Here is a 23,356-nt window from a genome sequence, read left to right on the forward strand (position 1 = left end):
GCACTTAGGAAATAGTGAAGACAAGCTACATTTAAACGGCAATACATCGGGTTCAAAAGAAAAACTTCTTAATATACGATAAAGTATTTCAGATGGTGAGGACTAGTCGATGATTAATAAATAGAAAAAATATATTAACTTCAAAGCCCACTATTTGTAATTAAAATATAATCCCTTTAGACTTAGAGAGATAGAAAAGAGAGGAGATACAAGATGGAGTTTTTTTTAACTATACTACTTTTACTAGCTATCATCGGGCTCTCTAATTTCATAAATCATTTTATGCCATACATACCGGTGCCGATTATTCAAATTGCACTGGCCGTTTTGCTTGCTGGACTTCCGTTAGGAATTCATGTGCCAATAGAGCCGGAGTTATTTTTCATTTTATTTATAGCTCCGTTATTATTTTATGATGGAAAAAATGTTTCAAGGCATGAATTATGGAAATTACGAAAACCGATATTATTACTTGCACTTGGGTTGGTATTTTTAACCGTATTTGTTGTAGGATACTTAATTCATTGGCTTATACCGTCAGTTCCCTTATCAGCAGCTTTTGCATTAGCTGCAATCTTATCCCCTACGGATATTGTCGCAGTTGGGGCGATTTCTAGTCGAGTAAAAATGCCGAAAACAATTATGCATATACTAGAAGGCGAAGGACTTATGAATGATGCCTCAGGTTTAGTCGCGTTTAAATTTGCTGTGGCAGCTACAGTGACCGGTGTTTTTTCATTGGCTGGGGCTAGTTGGAGCTTTTTGGTTATAGCAATTGGAGGATTTGTAGGAGGAGCATTTTTAGCTTATCTTTTTATTCAACTGAAGATCTTCATTCGCCGTCTTGGCATGGAAGATGTAACACTTCATATGCTCATTCAACTTCTTACCCCCTTTGTTATCTTTTACGTTATCGAACATTTTCATCTTTCTGGAATATTATCCGTAGTTGCTGCCGGAATCGTTCATGCGATTTACCGAGATCGTGAACAATCTCCTTCCATGCAGTTACAAGTTGTCTCTAAAAGTACATGGACAATACTTATCTATATTTTGAATGGTTTAGTGTTTGTACTACTAGGACTACAAATACCGAGTGTTATGAATGAAATCTTTGAAAGTCCTCTGTTTAATAATTTTGAAGTAATTAAGTTAATTTTGATCATTACGGCTGCCCTTTTATCCCTTCGATTCCTATGGATATTTGTATCGTGGTGGGGTGGATGGTTAACTAAACAACAACTTCCAAAACCTACAATAAGGTTCATTTCTATTCTAACTATTTCTGGTGTTAGAGGAGCAGTTACTTTGGCTGGTGCTTTTACAATTCCATATTTCTTAGCTGACGGGAATGCGTTTCCTGATCGAGCGCTAATTATTTTTATCGCAGCTGGAGTTATATTGGTCACATTAATAGTTGCTAGTGTATGCTTGCCCCTACTTGCTAGTTCAGAAAAAGGGAATACCGAAAATTTGAGAGAAGAAAAGGAAAAGATAGCAAAACTCCTTACGGTTGATGCTGCTATTAGGTCTATTCGAGAACTAATGAATGATGACAACCGTGGAGCAGCCGTGTCGATCATCTCCTCATACAATCAAATCCGAAATCGCCTCACGCATGAAAATAATGCAGACTCAGGTCGTTTAAAGGCAATGGAAAGCAAAATTCGAATGAAGGCTCTTGAAGCGGAAGCTAACTATATGGAGAAGTTTAAAGAAGAGGGAAAAGTTGATCGGGAAACTATTTATTTGATGAATGAACATATTGATCGAATGAGAGTGGCAGTGACAAACCGCATGCAGTATAGAGGTTTGTTCATTTGGACAATAATAAAAAGAAGTTTGTATAATCTATTTCAAATTTTTGTATTCAAAAATAAAGAACGTCTGACAAAACGCCTTGCAAAAAACAAAAAAATAATTCTACTAAAAGTAGACATGGCAAAAGCCGCGATTGACTATTTGAAAACACAGATGTCAGCTGAAAATGAAGAGATTTATTTGTTAATTATAGGGGAGTACAATGAAATGATAATGAAATTTAAGTTAGCTAAAAAAGGATCAGGATCAGAGTCTAAGCAACATGCACAAATGAAAAGGGATATACAAGATAAAGCTTTTCAAGCGGAACGAGATGAAATTCAAAATCTTTTCGAAAATGGTGAAATTACAACGGAAGTTACTAGAAAGCTTCGCAAACAAATAAATATTAGAGAAGCTTATTGGATGGAAGAGAATAGTTTGCAGAAATATTAAAAAGCATTATTTTTTAGAGGATATTAATTAGATAAGTTTTGGAAAAAAATGAAGTTTGAAAGAAAATTAATGAAGAAAAGTCAGCCATATTTGAATTGGTTGATTTTTTTTATTTTAAAAAAGTCTATCCCATACATTCGGGGGAATACTAAATATGTACGAAAAAAAGGAGGTTATCGGATGACGATTAACAATGAACTTAAAGCATTAAAAGAGTATACGTCTAGCGACCGATGTGTGTTGAGTGTTTATTTAAACACGAATCCAGGTGATCCCGAGCAATTAAACGGAGGTTGGAAAATCCATTTGAAAAGCGGTTTAAAACGCTTAGGTGAGTATTTAGAGGCTTCTGATGAAAAAGAAATGGAAGCATTCCAGATTGTGAAGAAAAAAATAACGACCGAACTGGAAGAGAAAAATCAAACGGAGCTACGTAAAGGTGTTGTCATTTTTGCAACTGCCAATGATGATTTGTGGTCCGTTCATTATGTGCAAGTTCCGGTAAAGACAAACTTCTATTGGGAAAACCATCCGGTAACTGAACAATTAGAGTATATGTATAAAGCATATCCAGAAGCAGGTATTATCATGCCAAGCTTTGGGGAAGTTCGTATATTGGATACGGCAATGGGATTTGTGCGAGATGATTTAACTTTCAAATACGATCCAATATCCGAAGTTTGGGGAGAAAAGAAAAAAGCAGATGCAAAGGGAAGACGCACAGTAGCCGATAGTAAAAGTGAAGTTTTGGATCCGAGGTATAAGGTAAATACAAGTAGTTTCTTTAAAGGGATGAGTACGACTATAGAACAATTAAAGAAAAAGCGTGGCTGGAGAGAATTGCATGTGGCAGGCGAGGCTGAAATGGCAAACGCATTTGCCGATAGCTTGAGGGATCTTCCTTCGAGTTGCATTTATAAAAATTTGAATAGAAGTAAACCGAGTGAAGTAGTTAATCAAGTTCTTGAAAAATAAATGATTGTGATAGGTGCTGAGTGGGGTTACTGCTCAGTACTTATTTTAAACAATACTTTTTAGTATTCAATCATTTATCTCGTTGTCAAATTTCACCTTATTGCTTTTTTGTATAAATGATTCAAAATGGCACATTCTAATTTCACAAGGAGGTGAGAGACATGCCGAATAACAATCAACTAGTAGTACCAGGAGTTAGACAAGCACTTGACCAAATGAAATATGAAATTGCCCAAGAATTCGGTGTACAACTTGGAGGAGACGCTACAGCGCGTGCTAACGGTTCCGTTGGCGGAGAAATTACAAAGCGTTTAGTAGCTCAAGCCCAATCACAAATGAGTGGATATCAAAATACCCAAAAATAACATATCCGACCGGTGGCAAACTTGCCACCGGTTTTTTTCTTGAAAAATAAGAAAGTATATGAAAAATTGAGCATTGGAAATCCGGTGTTCATGATGGATGTTGTGGTTCTTTCTATTGATATATCACTTATTGGGGATAGCTTAAATATATGTATCATCAGAGCTTTTCAAGTCTGTTGACTAATCACTTTCTTATATAATAAATTTGTAAGAAAAACGTAAAATTTTCCATTAGCACTTGTATGTTTTCGGTCCGACTTGTTGAAATGATGGAGAACTACAGACGAACGACTACCACGCGATTACCGAAAAAAACGCGGAGAGTTGTGACAAAGTCGCATCCCTCCGTATCCAGAAATTTCGGTAATGGTGTAGTGATCGTTCATTCCAAAGCAATCCAAAAGCCGCTAAATAGAGAGTGTGTAGTGTTTTATCACCAAATTAACTAGTATTAACGGGATACTTTTGGTTAATTACCACATGTCATAGCTTTTATAAAGAAAACCGAGGATTCGCTCCTCGGCTTCGTATTATTTATTAATAAACTGCTGCAACAATGCCTTCTTCGTCGTCTAACAAAAGCTCAATTCCAGTAGAAATCGGGTCTATATTTAAAAATTCCTCCATGCTTACACGAAGCGCTTTAATTAAATTAAACGTGTTCAGAACTTCTTTCTGTTCATTAACATAAACTTCAGCTGTAAACCCATTTTCATCATCATAAAGTAGTTCTACTTCTACGTCTTCAGGTTCGGATTGCATTTGACGCGAGATATAAATGCAAACGGCATTAATTATATTTTGCTCAGGAATAATTAGCTTCTCCATGAGTTAACTTCCTCTTTTTTCTTCTTATTATCAAAGATGCCAAATATTTTTCGGATGATTACGATTATAAAAATAATCGCTGCTGCATTGATTGCGAAACCTAGAAGTGATCCTAAAGCTCCCATACTTCCAAACATGCTGCCAAATAATAAACCGGCAATTCCCCCTACGAATAGGCCTCTCATTAGACCACCTGAAGTGAAGCTTCCTTTACTACTTGCTTTAGTATTAGAATTATTTGTAGATGTTTTAGAATCTTGTTGTTTCTTTTGGATATTAGAATTATTGATCGTGTTATTTTTATTGGTGTTAAAGCTTCTTTTCCCTGACTTATAAGACTTAGCCTCGGCAGTCGTTGAATGATCGTTGAAAACAAAGCTTCCAACTGATGAAAATACAAGTGTTGCTGTAAGTAAAACTGCTACTAATTTTTTCACTTTATATACCCTCCGTATAAAATTTAATGAATAAGAGATTATTCTCTTACATAGAGTATATACGATACAATGTAAAAATAGTTTCGCTTTATATTCGTCTTTTCTCGTATTTCAACTATTTATGGCTAAAATAAGTCTAAATATATTTAGTGTAAAATACATTGTTCAATAGAAAGAGAACGCCGGTGAATTTCATCTTCTAGTAAGGTTATAAAGTCCGGAGAAAGGTTTAATTCGATCGCTGTCACATAAGATTCAATTAACAATTCATCTGACATTTTACTCATCTGTAATTCACCTCCTACTTTCCTGAATGTAACATTATTATTTGAAGCTATAAAAATTAATTAATAGAATTATTAACTAACTCTAATCTATCAAATAGTTTCGTTTGGAACAACTGTTCTGTTATCCACAGGGTGTAGTGGATAACATGTGGCTAACTTGTTTATATGTTTAATAAATGTATATAGGGCACTTGGGGTAATGTGCATAAAGTTATCCACAGGATAAGAAAAGTGAAAAAAATGTCGAAACATTTTTTAAAGAGATTTACTAAAAAAGAAGTTTTTTTATGAATAAAAAGAATTTTCCCTTGTCGAAAGAAGATTTTCGTTTCAAGTTTTGCCTAGGTTGACTGAATTTTTTGGCTTTATTGTAAAAATTATTTCACTAACTATTTTGAATTTCTTATGTTTATCCACAAAAGTAGTGGATAAACTGTTATTAACTTCATTATAAAGAGTGAAAATCTATTTAAATCGGCTTTTTCATTGTGCATAACTTTATCCACAAGTAGAAACTATGCGGAATTTGTCGAAACTATTAATCTTCTTATTTGTGGATATATACATTTGTACTAGTGGGCACGAAGGAAGAAAGCTCAAGAACATCATGGTTATACATTCGAATACAACCATGTGAAACGTTCTTGCCTATAGATGCTGGATTGTTGGTTCCATGAATCCCGTAATGTGGTTTGGAAAGACCCATCCATAAAACACCAAATGGTCCATCAGGATTTAATTCCTTGTTAATGATGATATAATTTCCTGTCGGAGTTGGAGTTAATACTTTCCCAATTGCTATTGGATACGTTTTTAAAAGTACACTAGCATCATACAGTTTAAGTTGAAAGGTATTTACCGAGATATCTATCCAAAGGGTCACGTTAACATCTCCTCATAATAGTCATGACATATTTATATGAAAAAAATGAGGTACTTGACTGTGGTTTATAAATGAAGCAAAAAATCTTGGCGATAACATAAAAAAATGGCTTTTTTTTAGCATAGGACAATCAGGACTATTCATATTCTTTAACAAATGACTTAAGGGGTGTTGCTATTGGCAAATAAAAAGTGTAAACAATGTAAAAAAAGCGGTTATGGATCTTGTAAATGTGGTAAATAAAAAAACCGCCGTAATGGCGGTTTTTTATATTGGTTTTATTACAGAGATGTTACTGGTGCCAGGCACCAGTAACATCTCTGTAACATAACATTAGAAATGTTTTAGGAATAGTTGAAGGGGGGAATGAAAAAGAGTTGTCCGCTCGTCGATTGGGACGAGTTGGACAACTCAGTATTATACGAGAATCTCTTTTTTATGAGCAGTTTTTTCTTTTAAATACGTATTTAATTTCTCAATGTCTATACTAAAGATACGATCTTCTGTTATTGATGGAATAAATGCTCGCATTTCATGCCACTTCTCTGATAGTGCTGGTGCCATAAGGTCAATTCCGCGATATTCTACACCTTGCATGGCACAAAGCGCTTCGATGGCAAGTACACGACGTGCATTTTGCAGTATTTGATGGGCGTGTCTTGCACCAATTGTTCCCATACTGACGTGGTCTTCCTGATTGGCAGAAGAAGGTATCGAGTCAACAGATGCCGGATGTGCAAGTGTTTTATTTTCAGATACTAAGCTAGCTGCTGCATATTGTAAAATCATTGCACCTGATTGTAACCCAGGTTGCGGACTTAAAAAAGGCGGTAAACCGACGTTTAATTGTGGATTTACTAAACGTTCGATTCTTCGCTCGGAAACGTTTGCTAGTTCAGCAATGCCGATTTTCAAGAAATCCATGGCAAAGGCAATTGGTTGACCATGGAAGTTGCCACCTGATATTATGAGTTCACCATCTTCCACAATAAGTGGGTTATCGGTTGCGGCGTTCATTTCGATTTCTAGCTTTTCTTTTACATAACCTAGTACTTGCCAGCTAGCCCCGTGAATTTGCGGAATACAACGTAATGAATAAGCATCCTGCACACGTTTTTCCCCTTGTTTCGTAACAAGTTTACTTCCTTCAACCCAACCTAGAATACGTTTTGCGACTGCTACTTGCTCTGGATATCCTCGAGCTTCATGAATAGCAGGATGAAATGCGTCCGTTATCCCATGTAAAGCTTCCATAGTCATAGAAGCAATCCACTCGCTTTGGTAGGCTAGTGTTTCGGATTCTAACCAGTTCACGACACCCTGAGCTGTCATAGCTTGTGTACCATTAATAAGAGCGAGACCCTCTTTTGCTTCTAGAACAATTGGCTTCAAGTTATGACTTTCCCACACTTCTTGAGAAGAAATATGTTTTTCACCATCCCATACAAGACCTTCTCCAATAAGAACCAAAGCTAAATGGGAGAGAGGAGCTAAGTCGCCGGATGCGCCTAATGATCCTTGTTGTGGAATCACTGGGTGAATACGGTTATTAACCATGTACGCAAGTCTTTCAAGTACTTCAAGACGAATACCAGAAAATCCTTTTAACAATGCATTCAAGCGCAGAACTACCATTGCGCGTGACACGGTTTCTTCAAAAGGTTGACCGATTCCACATGCATGGGAACGAATAAGGTGGAGTTGCAGTGCATGAACATCCTCTTCCTCAATGCTCACATCGCTAAACTTTCCAAATCCGGTATTGATGCCGTAAACTGTGCGACGTTCTTTCACAATGTTTTCCACTACTTTGCGGCTTTTTTCAACTGCTTCTATTGCGTTGCCTTCTAGCATAACTGCTTCATTTTGGTATAAAATGGAACGCATATCTTCCAGGGTTAGCCCATGTCCTTTTAAACAAATCATTTCTATTCACGTTCTTTCTTTTAAATTAATTGAATTCTTGTCAGCTATTATTATGAAATTTTTGAGTGTTCCCTATTATCCAATCACTTTTGACCCTTTTTTCCAAACGCATTTCACATGGTTGACGCCAAATAAATATTGAAGTTCCTGATAATTTCTCACATTCCAAAGAACAATATCCGCTTGCTTACCAACTTCTAAGGAACCAACTTTGTCCTCCATTTGAATCGCACATGCCGCATTATAAGTGGCTGCACATAGGCTTTCGGCAGGAGTTAATCTCATCGAAATACAAGCTAAGTTCATCACAAGTGGCATAGATGTGGTTGGAGAGGAACCAGGATTGCAATCCGTAGAAATTGCAACAGGAACACCTGCATCTATCATCGCGCGTCCTCTAGCTGCTGTTTCCCTTAAATACAAAGCTGTCGCTGGCAATAAACATGCAATAACACCTTGCTCAGCCATAGCTTGAATACCTTCATCTGTTGCTTTTAATAAATGTTCTGCAGAAATGGCACCCACTTTTGCAGCAAGCTCTGCACCTTGATAAGGTTCTATTTCATCTGCATGTATTTTCGGAGTAAGTCCATACAATTTTCCTGCTTCTAAAATGCGTTCGGATTGTTCAGGAGTGAAAACACCGACTTCGCAAAAAACATCATTAAACTGCGCAAGTTTTTCATGAGCAACGATAGGAAGCATTTCGTTAATAATCAAATCAACGTATTCATCCTCACGACCTTTATATTCTGTTGGAACAGCGTGAGAGCCCATAAAAGTAGGAACGATATCTATCGGATGTTCTGCTTGCAAACGTTTCATCACCCGAAGTTGTTTCAATTCTGTTTCCAAATCTAAACCGTATCCGCTTTTTCCTTCCACGGTAGTAACACCATGCGCTAAAAAGGAATCTAATCTTCCTACACTTTGCTGAACTAGTTCATCTTCAGTAGCCTCGCGTGTCATTCGTGTCGTCGCATGAATTCCACCACCGGCATTCATGATATCCATATATGTCGCGCCTTCTAGACGCATTTCAAACTCTCGCTCACGGCTTCCACCGAATGCTAAATGTGTATGTGGGTCAACCAGTCCAGGTGTTACGAGATGTCCAGTAGCATCAATAACATCTGCTTCTGTTGCTCGATCTGCGTAATGTATTGCAAGTTCTGCAGTTGTTCCTATCGCTTGAATAACACCATCTTCAAGCCACACACTGCCATCTTCAATAATAGCTAATTCACTCATGGCTTCCTTTACTCGAGGACCAGGAGATTCATATGCTAGTGTGACAAGCTGTGCTGCATGTTTAATCCAAACGGGTTTTCCCATCGTTCCTCAATCCTCCTGTTTCATCATTGGAATGTGGATGCCTTTGTCACGTGCTGTTTTTTCTGCAAGTTCATAACCAGCATCGAAATGGCGTACAACTCCCATTCCAGGGTCAGATGTAAGTACGCGTTCCAATCTTGCTTCCGCTTCTTTCGTCCCATCTGCTACTATTACCATTCCTGCATGAAGGGAATAGCCCATTCCAACGCCACCACCATGGTGAACAGAAACCCATGTTGCACCGCCAACAGCATTAATCATGGCATTCAAAATCGGCCAATCTGCAACTGCATCAGAGCCGTCTTTCATTGCTTCTGTTTCACGATTTGGGGAAGCAACAGATCCGGAATCGAGATGATCACGACCAATTACAATTGGGGCACTTAATTCACCAGAAGCAACCATATCGTTAATGATTTTTCCGAAACGTGCACGTTCGCCATAACCTAACCAACAAATGCGAGAAGGAAGACCTTGAAATTGAATTTTTTCACGTGCCATTTTAATCCAGTTGCATAAATGTGTGTTATAGCTGAACTCTCGTAAAATGACTTCATCTGTTTTGTAAATATCTTCTGGATCACCCGATAATGCTACCCAACGGAAAGGTCCTTTTCCTTCACAGAACTGAGGACGTATATAAGCTGGAACGAAACCAGGGAAGTCGAATGCACGTTCAAATCCTTCATCTTTGGCTACTTGACGAATATTATTTCCGTAGTCAAATGTCACGGCTCCTTTATCCATCATGTCAACCATTGCACGAACATGCTGTGCCATCGAAGCTTTTGATTGTTTGACATATTCTACTGAATCGCTGTTTCGTAGAACAGCTGCTTCTTCTAAAGACATATGGGAAGGGATATAGCCGTTTAATGGATCGTGTGCGGATGTTTGATCTGTTAATACATCTGGGATAAAACCACGAGCAATCATTTCGGGAAGAATATCAGAAGCATTACCAACAAGACCAATGGATAAAGCCTTACCTTCTATTTTTGCTTCCTCTGCTATTCGAATCGCTTCATCTAACGAATGCGTTTTAACATCTGTATAACGTGTTTCAATTCGGCGATCAATACGTGTTTCATCGACATCGATACCAATACATACACCGCCATTCATTGTTACTGCAAGAGGTTGAGCAGCTCCCATACCTCCAAGACCTGCTGTAAGTGTAATGGTGTGCTTCAAAGTTCCGTTGAAATGCTGCTTTGCTAATTCAGCGAACGTCTCATATGTACCTTGTACAATTCCTTGAGAACCAATATATATCCAGCTACCTGCAGTCATTTGCCCGTACATCATTAATCCTTTTTTATCGAGCTCATGAAAATGTTCCCATGTAGCGTAGGCAGGCACTAAGTTAGAGTTCGCAATCAGTACGCGAGGAGCATCAGCATGCGATTTAAATACAGCAACCGGCTTTCCAGATTGTACTAGTAATGTCTCATCGTTTTCTAGTTCTTTCAACGAGCGAACAATCGCATCAAAGGCATCCCAATTTCTTGCTGCTTTCCCGATTCCTCCGTACACAACTAATTCATCTGGATGCTCTGCAACTTCAGCGTCCAAGTTGTTCATTAACATTCTAAGTGCAGCTTCTTGAAGCCAACCCTTCGTATTCAATTCTGTTCCTCGATATCGTATAACTTTCTCACTTGCTTTCCCCATGTAAATCCCTCCTTTAATTTCTTATCTCTATTCTATCGAAATAATCCGATAAATTAAGTGTTTTTGTGAAAAAAGTAAAAATTTCTCATATGCTAATTTAGTACATCGTTAGCGTAGTAGAGTGATAAAAAATGAATTTTCAATTACTTTTGTAACTCTTCTATCAATTAGTCGTCTATTTATTCAAAGACAGGGGGCAATTGGAAATGAAAAAACTAATTTTCTATTTACTTCTTTTCAGTTTTTTAGGTTTAGTTACAGCTTGTAGTGATAATAAAGATATGGCAAAGGAATACAAAAAAGAGGAAGCAAACGACTCTGCAAGCTACTCGGTGGAAGAATTGAAAAGTATGGCAAATGTAGCCGAAGGGAAAATTGAAGAAGCTCCATCTGAAGTGACTATTGAACGTATGATTATTCACAAAGCGATTATTAGTACGAATGTGAAAAACCTTGCGAATGCACAAAACAATATTGAACAAAAAGTAAAGAAATATGGCGGTTATATTGTGGAGTCGAATGTGCAACGGTTAGATGATCAGACGAGTAGTGGCAATATGATTGTACGGATTCCAGAAAAGCATTTTGAAACATTTTTATCCGATGCAGAAGAGGTAGCATCCAAAGTTTTAGAAAGGAATGTAACCGGACAGGACGTAACAGAGCAGTATGTAGATTTAACTTCTCGTATCAATTCAAAACGAGTAGTCGAAGAACGTTTGCTTGAATTCATGAAAAAAGCAGAAAAAACCGAAGATCTATTAAAAATTTCTTCTGATTTAGCATCGCTTCAAGAAGAGATAGAGGTTCTAGTTGGTAGGGTGAAATTTCTTGAAAACCAAACTTCTTTTTCCACGGTAGAAGTGACTATGTATGAGAATAGGGTAATCATACCAGAAATAGAGAATAAAGATTTAAATACATGGGACAAAACAAAGAAACAATTTGTGACGAGTACTAATGGACTTTTAGCTGCGGGCTCTAGACTTATTGTGTTTCTTGTTGGAAATTTACCAGTGATACTTTTGTTAGTTGTTATAGCGTTTACAGTGTATTGGTTTATTAAAAGAAGAAGACGGCTTATAAATAAATAAATAAAAAAACGGGATTCTGAAAGGGTTCAGAATCCCGTTTTTTTACAACTTATTCTCAGTCTTTATTATCGTCGTCCAGATGTTGGTCTACATCTGAGTTCATATTATCGTCCACGATGGTATCGTCTTTACCGTCACCACATCCAGCCAATAAACCTACCGAAAGAACTGTTGCTGCTCCAATTTTCCACCATTTTTCTTCTGCTAGTGTTTTCAAAGTCATTTTAAATTCCTCCAATTTTAGTGAATTGTTATATTACAACTTGCTTAAGATGTACTTACCCCCAAAATATCTAGGTATAAACATATTTTTTTAATATTTAAATAAAAAAACTTAGAATATACAAGATTCCTCACAGTAATAGGTATCATAAATTCTCTCCTTTCATACTATGTATAAACAACGCCCCTGAATGGAGGGAAAAGATGGATATTTTGAACAGGGTCAAGAGCTACCGCGAAGAAGAGAATAAACTGAAATGGGAAGGCACGTTCGAGGAGTATTTAGCCATTGTGAAGGATAGACCAGAAGTTGCCCAAACGGCACATTCGCGTGTTTATAATATGATTAATAGTTCAGGATTAACGGAAAGAGATGGGCTGAAGATGTACCACTTCTTCGGAAAAGAAATATTTGGACTGGAAACGGCGATCGAACGACTTGTGCAAGAATATTTTCATCCTGCTGCCAAAAGACTAGACGTTCGGAAGCGAATTCTATTACTAATGGGACCGGTAAGTGGAGGGAAATCCTCCATTGTGACGTTGTTAAAACGAGGTCTTGAGCAATATTCGCGAACAGATGAAGGAGCAGTTTATGCTATCAAAGGTTGCCCAATGCACGAAGATCCTTTGCACTTAATCCCACAACATTTGCGTGGAGATTTTACAGAAGAATATGGAATTCGAATTGAAGGTAGTTTATCACCACTCAATTCGATGCGGCTTGAAAAGGAATACGATGGTCGAATAGAACATGTAATAATCGAACGAATTTTTTTCTCTGAGGATAAACGAGTTGGAATTGGGACTTTCACACCGTCTGATCCTAAGTCACAAGATATTGCTGACTTAACAGGTAGCATCGATTTTTCCACGATTGCTGAATTTGGTTCGGAATCGGATCCGCGTGCATATCGTTTTGATGGTGAATTAAATAAAGCAAATCGTGGGATCATGGAATTTCAGGAGATGCTTAAATTAGATGAGAAATTTCTTTGGCATTTATTATCCCTGACACAAGAGGGGAATTTTAAAGCAGGTAGATTTGCTTTAATCAGTGCGGATGAATTGATCGTAGCGCATACGAACGAAACAGAGTACCGATCCTTTATTTCCAATAAAAAGAACGAAGCATTACACTCACGAATTATTGTTATGCCAATTCCTTACAACCTAAAAGTGAGTCAAGAAGAACGTATATATGAAAAAATGATTAAAGAAAGTGATATGACGCATGTTCATATTGCACCGCATGCACTAAGAGCAGCTGCTATCTTCTCCATTTTGACAAGGCTAGAAGTTCCGAAAAAACAAGGTATTGATATTGTGAAGAAAATGCGCCTATATGACGGGGAAAGCGTAGAAGGGTTTAACGAAATTGACGTGGAAGAATTGAAAAAGGAATCGCAAAACGAAGGAATGAATGGAATTGATCCTCGTTATGTCATCAATCGAATTTCTTCCGCTATCATTCGTAAGGAAGTGCCGTCTATTAATGCATTGGACGTTTTACGCGCACTGAAGGAAGGGCTTGATCAGCACGCATCTATTTCGACAGAAGACCGCGAAAAATATATGAATTATATTGCCATTGCTCGAAAAGAATACGATGAAATAGCGAAGAAAGAAGTTCAAAAAGCATTTGTCTATTCCTATGAAGAGTCAGCGATATCATTAATGAATAACTACTTGGATAATGTAGAGGCATATTGCAATAAAAACAAAATGCGAGACCCACTTACTGGGGAAGAAATGAATCCAGATGAAAAACTGATGCGCTCTATTGAAGAACAAATAGGTATATCTGAAAATGCTAAGAAAGCATTTCGGGAGGAAATCCTTATTCGTCTTTCCGCCTACGCTAGAAAAGGGAAGAGATTTGAATATAATTCGCATGAGCGATTACGTGAAGCGATACAAAAGAAACTTTTTGCAGATTTAAAAGATGTTGTCAAAATTACGACTTCTTCCAAAACGCCGGATGAAGCACATCTTAAAAAGGTGAATGAGGTAGTTGCTCGATTAATAGATGAACATGGATATAATTCCACTTCCGCAAATGAACTGCTGCGTTATGTTGGAAGTTTGCTTAATCGATAAGGAAGAAAAACAAGACTGATTGCAATATATTAGTCTTGTTTTTTTATATACATTGGCAATAACTTTGTCATCTCGGCATATGATAAAAAATAGGCAGGTGTCGATGAAAATGAATGAAAAACAAGAAAATCATCATGTCATCTCACAGGAAAATTGGTCTTTGCACAGAAAAGGATATCAAGATCAGCAACGTCATATGGATAAAGTAAAAGAAGCAATAAAAGACAATTTGCCAGACTTAATCAGTGAAGAAAGCATCATCATGTCGAACGGACGAGAAGTAATTAAAATACCTATTCGTTCATTGGATGAATATAAAATTCGGTATAACTACGATAAGACAAAACATGTAGGTCAAGGGGATGGCGATAGTCAAGTAGGAGATGTTATTGCACGCGATCCAAGCGGTGGGGAAAGTGGAACAGGGCAAGGGAAACAGGCAGGAGATCAAGCAGGGAAGGATTATTATGAAGCAGAAGTGACCATTGCTGAATTAGAAAATATTCTATTCAAAGAAATGGAACTACCAAATTTACAGCAAAAGGAACAAGCTGAAATAACAACTGACAAAGTGGAATTTAATGATATTAGGAAAAAAGGACTTATGGGTAATATTGATAAGAAGCGAACGATTATTACAGCTATTAAACGTAATGCGATGAAAGGAAAGGCGGAAATTTCACCACTTCATAACGATGACTTGCGTTTCAAAACTTGGGATGAAGTGACGAAACCTGAGTCCAAAGCAGTTGTTCTCGCGATGATGGATACTAGTGGTTCGATGGGAGCTTTTGAAAAGTATTGTGCAAGAAGTTTCTTTTTCTGGATGACCAGATTTTTACGATCCAAATACGAGACAGTTGAAATTGAATTTATTGCCCATCATACAGAAGCAAAAGTTGTATCCGAAGAGGCTTTTTTTTCAAAAGGTGAAAGCGGAGGAACTATTTGTTCATCAGCTTATCAAAAAGCGTTAGAGCTTATTACTGAAAAGTACAATCCTGCACGCTTCAATATTTATCCTGTTCACTTTTCGGACGGTGAAAATATGACAAGTGATAATGATAAATGTATCAAGCTTGTAAATGAACTAATGGATGTTTCGAGCATGTTTGGATACGGGGAAGTAAATGCGCATAGTAGATATTCTACGTTAATGAACACCTATAAAAAACTCGAAAATCCAAAGTTTCGTCATTATGTGTTGAAAGAAAATCGCGATGTATATGAAGCTCTAAAAAGTCTTTTTAAAGTCCCAAATTAGATGGAGGGGAATCATTTAATGGATACGAAGCTTCATCATGCAATTGCCGAAATTACGGAAATTGCATCTGGATTCGGACTTGATTATTATCCTATGCGATATGAAATTTGCCCTGCTGACATTATTTATACATTTGGTGCGTATGGCATGCCGACACGATTTACGCATTGGAGTTTTGGAAAGCAATTTCACAAAATGAAGGTACAATATGACTTTGGATTAAGTCAAATATACGAGCTAGTTATTAATTCGAATCCTTGTTACGCATTTTTGCTTGATACGAATAGTCTCATTCAAAATAAACTCATTATTGCTCATGTCCTTGCTCACTGTGACTTTTTTAAGAATAATGTACGTTTTTCTAATACAAGACGAGATATGGTGGAAAGTATGACGGCAACTGCAGAAAGAATTGCGGATTATGAAATGATTCATGGTAAAGAAGAGGTTGAAGTTTTTCTAGATGCAGTCCTTGCTATTCAGGAGCATATAGATCCCTCCATTATAAGACCTAAACTAGACTATGATTCTGAACAAGAAGAGGTAGAAACATTACGTAAAACACCATACGATGATCTATGGAGCATGGATCAATCAGCGAACGAAAAAAAGTTGACTGTTCCTAAAAGAAAAAAGTTTCCTCCAAATCCTGAAAAAGATTTACTGTTATTTATCCAAGAGTATAGTCGTGAATTAGAAGATTGGCAACGTGATATTTTAACGATGATGCGGGAAGAAATGCTTTATTTTTGGCCGCAATTAGAAACAAAGATTATGAATGAAGGTTGGGCATCTTATTGGCATCAACGAATTCTAAGAGAGATGAATTTAACCTCGGATGAAACGATCGAATTTGCAAAACTAAATGCAAATGTGGTTCAGCCATCGCAGACAAGTATTAATCCTTATTATTTGGGATTGAAAATATTTGAAGACATTGAAAAAAGATATGATCAGCCTACGGAAGAAATGAAAGGATTAGGGGTAAAGCCTAACTCGGGTCGGGAAAAAATGTTTGAAGTAAGAGAAATTGAATCGGATATATCCTTTATTCGAAACTATTTAACAAAAGACTTGGTAAAACATGAAGATCTTTATTTGTTTGAGAAAAAGGCTGGAAACTACCAAATAACCGATAAAGATTATGAGCATGTACGAGACCAACTAGTTTCCATGCGAGTCAATGGAAGTTTTCCGTATATTGTAGTGGAAGATGGAGACTATTCGCGAAACGGAGAACTGTATTTAAAACATGGATATGAGGGAACGGAACTGGATACACGCTATTTAGAAAATGTACTTCCCTATATTTATCAGCTATGGGGACGTCCTGTGCATATGGAGACTACTGTTGAAGACAAATCAACTCTCTATTCATTTGATGGGAAAAAGATTACTAAAAGTACGATGTAAGCCAAACTATAAAAAGAATTTCCATAAAATATAGGGTATTTAACAAACAAGATTCCGATTGAGTGGAATCTTGTTTTTGTATGAAATTTACACTTACTTACTAGTAAGTTAATATATAAATATGGAAAATAGAAAATCACAAATTGTTAAACTAGCACTTAGGAATATTAGAGAAAAGGGTTATTTATCTTTTAGTTATGATGACTTATCAAGAGAGCTCGGGGTAACAAAAGCAAGCATCCACTATCACTTTGAGAAAAAGGAGGATTTAGGCATTGCGGTTTGTACGAAAATAAAAGAAGGATTAGAAGCTACTTTCATAAAGGTAGATGAAGAACAGATAAGTTTGGAGGACAAGCTTTGGGAATTTATTTCAAGAAGAGCAAAACAAATTGAAATGAATGAAGTATGTCCCATCTCATCTTTGCAGGCAGATTTTTATTATTTGCCTTTACAGATGCAAGAGAGTGTACAGCAATTGAGTAAATTAGAAATAAACTATGTTAAAAAGTTTCTAGATGAACTAAAGAGCGAAGGAAAACTACGATTAACAAACGACACAAAGGCATTGGCTTCACTACTAATAGCAAGTGTAAAGGGAGCTCTTCAATATAAAAGGGTTGTAGGAGAAGATTTATACTCCACAGTATTTGATCAATTAAAAATACTCGTAAATGGGAATGTTGAAATAAGGAAAACATGAAGAAAGTAAGGAGGATCTGAAATGGAGAGACGAGTAGTAGTAACAGGATATGGAGTAGTTTCACCACTAGGTAATGATGTTGACACACTTTGGAATAATGTTAAACAAGGTACAAGCGGGATTAAAAAAGTGGAAGAGGATGAGTTTAAAGAAATAAACACGCAAATTGCTGGTACTGTAAAAGACTTTTCTGCGGAAAATTATTTTGATAAAAAAGAAATGGGCAAATATGATTTGTTCGCACAATACGCCTATGCTGCCGCAAAACAAGCGATTGATCAATCGAAACTTGATTTAGATAATGCTAATATGGAACGAATAGGTGTTTATGTAGGATCCGGTATTGGAGGAATAAATACAGTCCTTGAAAACCACAATCTTTTATTAGAAAAAGGGGTAAGAAAAGTGTCTCCCTTTATGGTGCCAATGATGATTAGTAATATGGCAACAGGTATTATTGCGATAAAATTAGGTTTTAAAGGTCCAAGCTTTTCTCCCGTTTCTGCTTGTGCAACAGGAAACCATGCAATAGGGGAAGCTTATTTAAATATTTTACATGGTTACTCAGATGCCATTGTTGCAGGGGGAGCAGAAGCATCTATCAACCCGTTATCTTTTGCTGGTTTTTCGAGAATGCGTGCAATGTCAACGTTGAATGATGACCCTCAAAAAGCTAGCCGTCCTTTTGATCGAGCGCGAGATGGTTTTGTTATGTCCGAAGAGGCAGGCATTTTAGTGTTGGAAGAGTATGACCATGCTAAAAAAAGAGGCGCAGCGATTTTGGGAGAAATAGTAGGTTATGGCTCTACAACAGATGCCTACCATATAACATCTCCTGATTTCGACGGAGCAGCAAGAGCTATGAAGTTGGCGTTAGGTATGGCAAAAATTGATCCTAAGCAAATTGATTATATTAACGCACATGGAACGAGCACACCAGAAGGAGACAAATCAGAAACAAAAGCCATTAAAACTGTGTTTGGAGAGCATGCCTATAATCTAATGGTGAGTTCAACAAAATCAATGACAGGTCATTTATTCGGAGCTGCAGGTGGAGTGGAAGCAATCATAACACTAAAAAGCATAGTAGAAGATATTGCTCCTCCAACTATTAATTACGAAACTCCTGATGAAGAATGCGACTTGAATTATGTACCAAACGAGGCTGTGCAAACAGAAATAAACTATGCGCTTTCAAATGGCTTTGGCTTCGGTGGGCATAACGCAGTATTAACTTTTAAAAAATTTACGGAAGAGTAGTGAACGCAACGAACCAACACTCGAAAGTGACAAACGAACCATTGAAAACGACAAACCAAAAAAGCAGCTTATTGCTAAGGCAAAAAACTGCTTTTTAAAGTTATTTAAGATCCGACAAAATCACCACCATCTACATGGATGGTCTGTCAAGTCATATAACTGGAATCCGATGATTGATGGGTGCCAAGTTAGTATTAAATTCTGAATTGTGTTAGAACCTGGCACCTAAAATTTTGGTTCTGGATATCCAATGATCCAATGAATTATAGACAACATGAGGTCCCGTGGTATCAAGGCCAACACTGACATTAGGGATTTCCCATATTACATTAAATTCAACTAAACTCAAGAAAAGTATCAGTAAAGCAAATACCCTCAATCAGTATACTGATCGAGGGTATTTTTTACGAACAAAAAGTTAAATAAATAGGATAGTGTTGGTTACTGTCACCAAAACTTATTTGGCACTTTCATCTGGTTGGTGAATACCTATAATATTTCCTTCTGTATCCGTAAAATATCCTTGCCATGCCATTCCCGTCAATGCATGTTTAGGAACTGAAATCGTGCCTCCATGAGCTAAAATTGCTGCTTCTGTCGAATCAAATTCTTCCACTTGTATAGTGCAAACAAATGCATTCACACTTTGTCCGCTTTCAGGTGATTGTGTTCTACGCTGCATTAAAGCTCCATCAATCCCCATTTCCTCTTTGTTCCCTGTAATAGCTCCAAAATAAGGCGTTCCTGCAAAATCGCTCCAATCTTCAAACTTCCACCCAAAAATTTCCCCATAAAATTTCTTAGCCCGGTCCATATCATTGACATGGATCTCAAAATGTACAACTCTACCCATCTGAAAACCTCTTTTCTGAAATTATTAGAAGCATTTACAGTCTAATTATACCATATTTTCTCAATTTCCGTGGCGGGGAAGTAGGGTAAGATTCTGCTATTAATGGAATCTCGTTTATTTTTTTGAGTGGTATCGTAACTCTCTAGTTTCACAAACAAATTACATAAAATGGCTGAACGCGACAAACTGGGGCTTAAAGGAGACAGACTAATAAGCGAACACGACAAACCAAAAAAGTAGCTTATTGCTAAGGTAAAAAGCTGCTTTATAAAGTTATTTAAGATCCGACAAAGTCACCTCCATCTACATGAATCGTCTGTCCAGTCATATAGCTGGAATCCGACGAGGCCAAAAATACATATGCTGGAGCATTTTCAGCAGGTTGACCGCATCTACCTATCGGGGTGTCATCACCATGTTTTTCAACTTTCTTCTCATTAAAAGTGGCAGGAATCAGCGGAGTCCATATGGGGCCAGGTGCAACGGCATTTACGCGAATTCCTTTCTCTATTAAATTTAGTGCAAGAGATCGAGTAAAAGTAGTAATAGCGCCCTTCGTCGCGGAATAATCAATAAGTTCAGGTGCCCCATTATATGCCGTAACGGAAGAGGTATTTACTATTGTGTCGCCCTTTTTCATATGAGGTAACACGGCTTGTGTTAAATAAAACATGGAAAATATATTTGTTGAAAACGTTTCTTGTAATTGATCAGGTGTAATTTTTAAAAAATCCTTTGTAGGGAATTGCTTGCCGGCGTTATTAACCAAAATATTAATATAACCAAATTGTTGAATCGTTTGATCCACTACATTTTGACAGTTTTCATCATCACTTAAATCTGTTTTTATTTTAAATGCTTTAACTCCATAATCTTCTATAAGTTTCACTGTTTTATCGGCATCTTTGTCTTCATCTTCATCTAAGTAAACAATAGCAACATGCGCGCCTTCCTTGGCAAAGGCAATGGAAACAGCTCGTCCAATTCCACTATCTCCACCTGTAATAATCGCTACTTTCCCCTTCAATTTTCCTGAACCTATATAGTTCTTATCATCAAAAATAGGAGCGGGTGTCATTTCTTCTTCAATACCAGGTTGTTGGTTTTGTGTTTGTCCAGAAATCTCTTTGTGTATTTTTTCATATTTATCGGTTGGCATGGGATTCCTCCTTTTAATAGTCATTACACATTCTTCCCTTCCTAAACAAAAACAAACTTATTAAAAAAATTCATTTGTTGTATCGTAAAGAGCATTAATACTTTTCAATTAAAAAATGCGGTACAATTAAACAAATTTCAATTATTCAAAAAAAGGTAGGAGACAGATGAAATGAGCGAAGCAAATCCTTTAGTAGAAGCATTTATAAATACAACATATCAAGTTGCGGGTCACGGGAAGAGAAATATTCAAATACTGAAGGATGCATTACATGAGGTTGATGGGCAGACCGATAGTGATGTATACGGAAATGGCAAGGTGATTGAGGAATTTCAAGCGAAGATGGCGGCGTATTTAGGAAAAGAAACAGCTGTATTTTTCCCAAGTGGTACAATGGCTCAGCAAATCGCTTTACGAATATGGTGTGATAAAAAAGGATTAAAAAAAGTTGGTTATCATCCGTTATGTCATCTAGAGATTCATGAGGAAGGCGGGTTAAGGGAATTACATCATATTGAGCCTGTTTTGTTAGCTGATAAAGATAGATTAATAGAGCTGGATGATGTATTGAGTATGAATGAGGGAATTGCTTGTTTATTACTTGAATTGCCACAACGTGAAATTGGCGGACAGTTACCAGACTATGAAACACTTGAAGAAATATCAAGTTATTGCCGTGAAAAAGGGATAAAGCTGCACCTAGATGGAGCACGACTTCCTGAAATTCTTCCATATTATCAAAAGTCTGCTGCTGAAGTTTGTAGTCTTTTTGATAGCGTATATATTTCTTTTTACAAAGGAATTGGTGGAATTGCAGGAGCGATTCTCGCAGGTGACAAAGCCTTTACCGAAGAATCGAAAGTATGGAAAAGACGCCACGGTGGTGATTTAATCAGCTTATATCCGTATATTGTAAGTTCTAATTATTATTTCGATGAGAGATTACCAAAAATGCAGCAGTACTATAACAATGCGAAAGAGCTTGCTGAACTTTTCAATTCATGTCATGCAATATCAACTATGCCACTTGTACCTGTATCTAATATGTTCCATGTACATTTTCATGCACCTAAAGAGCAAATGGAAGCTGGGCTAGTTGAGTTATACGAGACAACAGGTGTTGGTTTAACTAGTTATTTAAGGCAAGCAACAGAGGAAACATGTAGTTATGAAGTCAGTGTTGGTGATCAATACGCGACACTCCCAAAAGAAAAAGTGAAGCAAGTATTTCAGTTGCTGGATGAGAAAATGAAAAGTTTTAACATCATTTAGGAAAAATTGGGGATGCGTTATGAGGTAGAAAAAGGCCATACTTATTAGTATTGTCACAATGCTTACTTTGATTGTAATCGTTGTTTTATTTTATAGTCAGAAAGAAATTGGAAGCACTAATAAAGAAGAAGTCGATAGTTTAAATAAAGCTAATGATGAGGAACTATTCTTCTTCGAACAAGAAGGCAAAGAAATTTCTATACCGATTAAATCCATTCCAGTTTATGAAGAATATCTAAATGAACAAAGTGATAGAAATTTGGAAATTCAACGTACTTTATATGACTTTTTAGATTTTCATGATTCAGATGGAAGTACCTACATATTACTAAAATACAGTTGCGGTACTAAGCTATGTTCTACACTACTCATAAAGCTTTCAAACGAGATTATATCGAGTATTGCATTAGGATACGGTAGTATATTTATGGAGGCTAAACAGTCTCCTAACCCAAATTATGCTGCATTTCTATATGGATAAAACGAAGGAAATCAAGTCCTCAGAAATAATCTTTTAGCAGTTGATTTAAGAAGAATGAAATTATTAACAGCTATAAATAATGAAGTAGCAAATAACTATATAGATAATGCGATTTGGCCAATTACAAGTTTTAATTGGCTAAACAATCACATGTTAGAAATCCAAACTGCAGATATTCTTAATTCAGATTATAACGCCTTATTAAATTGGTATGAGAGTTCTATGAAAACGAAAGAAGTACAAATAGAAATACAAGACAACGATGAATAAAAAATCTCCATTTGCACAACTTATTCTTCATGGAGGTGAAAGTTCATGACAAAAGATAAAAATCCGAGAAAATCATTAGACCGTGAAGAATATGGGTTTGGATACGATCTTAGTCCAGATGATCTAGAAGTAAAGGGTCAAAATAACAAAGCAAAGAAAAACAATGATAACGAAAATAAAGACAAGCCAGTTGCTAAAGATAGTCCATCAAGGTTAAATTTATAGAACTCAAACGATAAGGACTGATTAATACTCCATCAAAAAAAGAAGATGCATTCATCTATTATTGAATGCATCTT

At 36.7% G+C, this 23,356-nt stretch carries 23 protein-coding genes; 13 read left to right on the top strand and 10 right to left on the bottom strand.

Annotation, left to right across the window (positions count from 1 at the left end):
• The first annotated feature begins 213 nt into the window (after positions 1-213).
• The 3 genes from ACEPXG_RS01995 to ACEPXG_RS02005 all read left to right on the top strand — a co-directional run bounded on the left by ACEPXG_RS01995 (position 214) and on the right by ACEPXG_RS02005 (position 3,596).
• Entirely contained in the window at positions 214-2,256 is a 2,043-nt protein-coding gene (locus ACEPXG_RS01995; RefSeq protein WP_391206914.1) for a Na+/H+ antiporter, read from the top strand.
• Between the two features lie 180 nt (positions 2,257-2,436).
• Positions 2,437-3,231 (top strand): VLRF1 family aeRF1-type release factor, encoded by a 795-nt coding sequence (locus tag ACEPXG_RS02000; RefSeq protein WP_391206917.1) that lies wholly within the window; start codon positions 2,437-2,439, stop codon positions 3,229-3,231.
• A gap of 161 nt (positions 3,232-3,392) precedes the next feature.
• Entirely contained in the window at positions 3,393-3,596 is a 204-nt protein-coding gene (locus ACEPXG_RS02005) for an alpha/beta-type small acid-soluble spore protein (protein WP_151698631.1), read from the top strand.
• A gap of 537 nt (positions 3,597-4,133) precedes the next feature.
• Here ACEPXG_RS02005 and ACEPXG_RS02010 read toward each other — a convergent pair.
• The 7 genes from ACEPXG_RS02010 to hutU form a co-directional block, all read right to left on the bottom strand.
• Positions 4,134-4,424, bottom strand: coding sequence for a DUF2653 family protein (locus ACEPXG_RS02010; protein WP_391206920.1), 291 nt, complete (start codon positions 4,422-4,424; stop codon positions 4,134-4,136).
• Positions 4,412-4,861, bottom strand: coding sequence for a hypothetical protein (locus tag ACEPXG_RS02015; protein WP_391206923.1), 450 nt, complete (start codon positions 4,859-4,861; stop codon positions 4,412-4,414). Before ACEPXG_RS02015 ends, ACEPXG_RS02010 begins: the two co-directional genes overlap by 13 nt.
• A 146-nt stretch (positions 4,862-5,007) precedes the next feature.
• A complete protein-coding gene (locus ACEPXG_RS02020; protein ID WP_391206926.1) occupies positions 5,008-5,148 on the bottom strand; it encodes a sporulation histidine kinase inhibitor Sda in 141 nt (46 codons plus the stop codon).
• 547 nt (positions 5,149-5,695) lie between these two features.
• Positions 5,696-6,031 carry a L,D-transpeptidase gene (locus ACEPXG_RS02025; protein WP_391206929.1) on the bottom strand — a complete coding sequence of 112 codons (336 nt, stop codon included), beginning with the start codon at positions 6,029-6,031 and terminating at the stop codon, positions 5,696-5,698.
• 417 nt (positions 6,032-6,448) lie between these two features.
• The gene (gene hutH / locus ACEPXG_RS02030; RefSeq protein ID WP_391206932.1) at positions 6,449-7,957 is read right to left on the bottom strand and encodes a histidine ammonia-lyase; all 1,509 of its coding nucleotides are present in this window, start codon (positions 7,955-7,957) and stop codon (positions 6,449-6,451) included.
• 75 nt (positions 7,958-8,032) lie between these two features.
• A complete protein-coding gene (gene hutI / locus ACEPXG_RS02035; protein ID WP_391206935.1) occupies positions 8,033-9,292 on the bottom strand; it encodes an imidazolonepropionase in 1,260 nt (419 codons plus the stop codon).
• A gap of 6 nt (positions 9,293-9,298) precedes the next feature.
• Positions 9,299-10,966 (bottom strand): urocanate hydratase, encoded by a 1,668-nt coding sequence (gene hutU, locus ACEPXG_RS02040; protein ID WP_391206937.1) that lies wholly within the window; start codon positions 10,964-10,966, stop codon positions 9,299-9,301.
• A gap of 206 nt (positions 10,967-11,172) precedes the next feature.
• On the opposite strand from hutU, the gene ACEPXG_RS02045 reads away from it, so the two are divergent.
• Positions 11,173-12,060, top strand: coding sequence for a DUF4349 domain-containing protein (locus ACEPXG_RS02045; RefSeq protein WP_391206939.1), 888 nt, complete (start codon positions 11,173-11,175; stop codon positions 12,058-12,060).
• A gap of 55 nt (positions 12,061-12,115) precedes the next feature.
• On the opposite strand, the gene ACEPXG_RS02050 is transcribed toward ACEPXG_RS02045, so the two are convergent.
• A complete protein-coding gene (locus ACEPXG_RS02050) occupies positions 12,116-12,283 on the bottom strand; it encodes a hypothetical protein (protein ID WP_391206942.1) in 168 nt (55 codons plus the stop codon).
• A 203-nt stretch (positions 12,284-12,486) separates the two neighbouring features.
• Between ACEPXG_RS02050 and ACEPXG_RS02055 the strand changes: the two genes are divergently transcribed.
• The 5 genes from ACEPXG_RS02055 (at position 12,487) to fabF (ending at position 19,022) form a co-directional block, all read left to right on the top strand.
• Positions 12,487-14,382, top strand: a complete 1,896-nt coding sequence (locus ACEPXG_RS02055) for a PrkA family serine protein kinase (protein WP_391206944.1) — start codon at positions 12,487-12,489, stop codon at positions 14,380-14,382.
• Between the two features lie 109 nt (positions 14,383-14,491).
• On the top strand, positions 14,492-15,646 hold the full coding sequence (gene yhbH, locus ACEPXG_RS02060) for a sporulation protein YhbH (RefSeq protein WP_391206947.1): 1,155 nt from the start codon (positions 14,492-14,494) through the stop codon (positions 15,644-15,646).
• Positions 15,647-15,664: 18 nt separating this feature from the next.
• Complete coding sequence (locus tag ACEPXG_RS02065) at positions 15,665-17,059, top strand: SpoVR family protein (RefSeq protein ID WP_391206950.1); 1,395 nt, start codon at positions 15,665-15,667, stop codon at positions 17,057-17,059.
• Positions 17,060-17,180: 121 nt separating this feature from the next.
• The gene (locus tag ACEPXG_RS02070) at positions 17,181-17,762 is read left to right on the top strand and encodes a TetR/AcrR family transcriptional regulator (protein ID WP_391206952.1); all 582 of its coding nucleotides are present in this window, start codon (positions 17,181-17,183) and stop codon (positions 17,760-17,762) included.
• A gap of 21 nt (positions 17,763-17,783) precedes the next feature.
• Positions 17,784-19,022, top strand: coding sequence for a beta-ketoacyl-ACP synthase II (fabF, locus tag ACEPXG_RS02075; RefSeq protein WP_391206955.1), 1,239 nt, complete (start codon positions 17,784-17,786; stop codon positions 19,020-19,022).
• 457 nt (positions 19,023-19,479) lie between these two features.
• Here the strand turns inward: fabF and ACEPXG_RS02080 are convergent, their stop codons facing one another.
• Both ACEPXG_RS02080 and ACEPXG_RS02085 read right to left on the bottom strand, forming a co-directional pair.
• A complete protein-coding gene (locus ACEPXG_RS02080) occupies positions 19,480-19,875 on the bottom strand; it encodes a VOC family protein (protein WP_391206958.1) in 396 nt (131 codons plus the stop codon).
• 277 nt (positions 19,876-20,152) lie between these two features.
• Positions 20,153-21,034 (bottom strand): SDR family oxidoreductase, encoded by an 882-nt coding sequence (locus tag ACEPXG_RS02085; protein WP_391206959.1) that lies wholly within the window; start codon positions 21,032-21,034, stop codon positions 20,153-20,155.
• 171 nt (positions 21,035-21,205) lie between these two features.
• Here ACEPXG_RS02085 and ACEPXG_RS02090 point away from each other — a divergent pair, with 171 nt between their 5' ends.
• Genes ACEPXG_RS02090 through ACEPXG_RS02105 form a run of 4 tightly spaced genes read left to right on the top strand, consistent with a single transcriptional unit; the run spans position 21,206 to position 23,282 of the window.
• Positions 21,206-22,306: a threonine aldolase family protein gene (locus ACEPXG_RS02090; protein ID WP_391206961.1), complete on the top strand. Its 1,101-nt coding sequence runs from the start codon at positions 21,206-21,208 to the stop codon at positions 22,304-22,306.
• 58 nt (positions 22,307-22,364) lie between these two features.
• Positions 22,365-22,787, top strand: coding sequence for a hypothetical protein (locus tag ACEPXG_RS02095; RefSeq protein WP_391206963.1), 423 nt, complete (start codon positions 22,365-22,367; stop codon positions 22,785-22,787).
• A 54-nt stretch (positions 22,788-22,841) separates the two neighbouring features.
• Positions 22,842-23,057 (top strand): hypothetical protein, encoded by a 216-nt coding sequence (locus ACEPXG_RS02100; RefSeq protein WP_391206965.1) that lies wholly within the window; start codon positions 22,842-22,844, stop codon positions 23,055-23,057.
• 45 nt (positions 23,058-23,102) lie between these two features.
• Positions 23,103-23,282 carry a hypothetical protein gene (locus ACEPXG_RS02105; protein WP_391206968.1) on the top strand — a complete coding sequence of 60 codons (180 nt, stop codon included), beginning with the start codon at positions 23,103-23,105 and terminating at the stop codon, positions 23,280-23,282.
• Positions 23,283-23,356: the final 74 nt, after the last annotated feature.

Origin of the sequence: Psychrobacillus sp. L4 (genome assembly GCF_042944905.1) — a bacterium.
Taxonomy (GTDB): Bacteria; Bacillota; Bacilli; order Bacillales_A; family Planococcaceae; genus Psychrobacillus.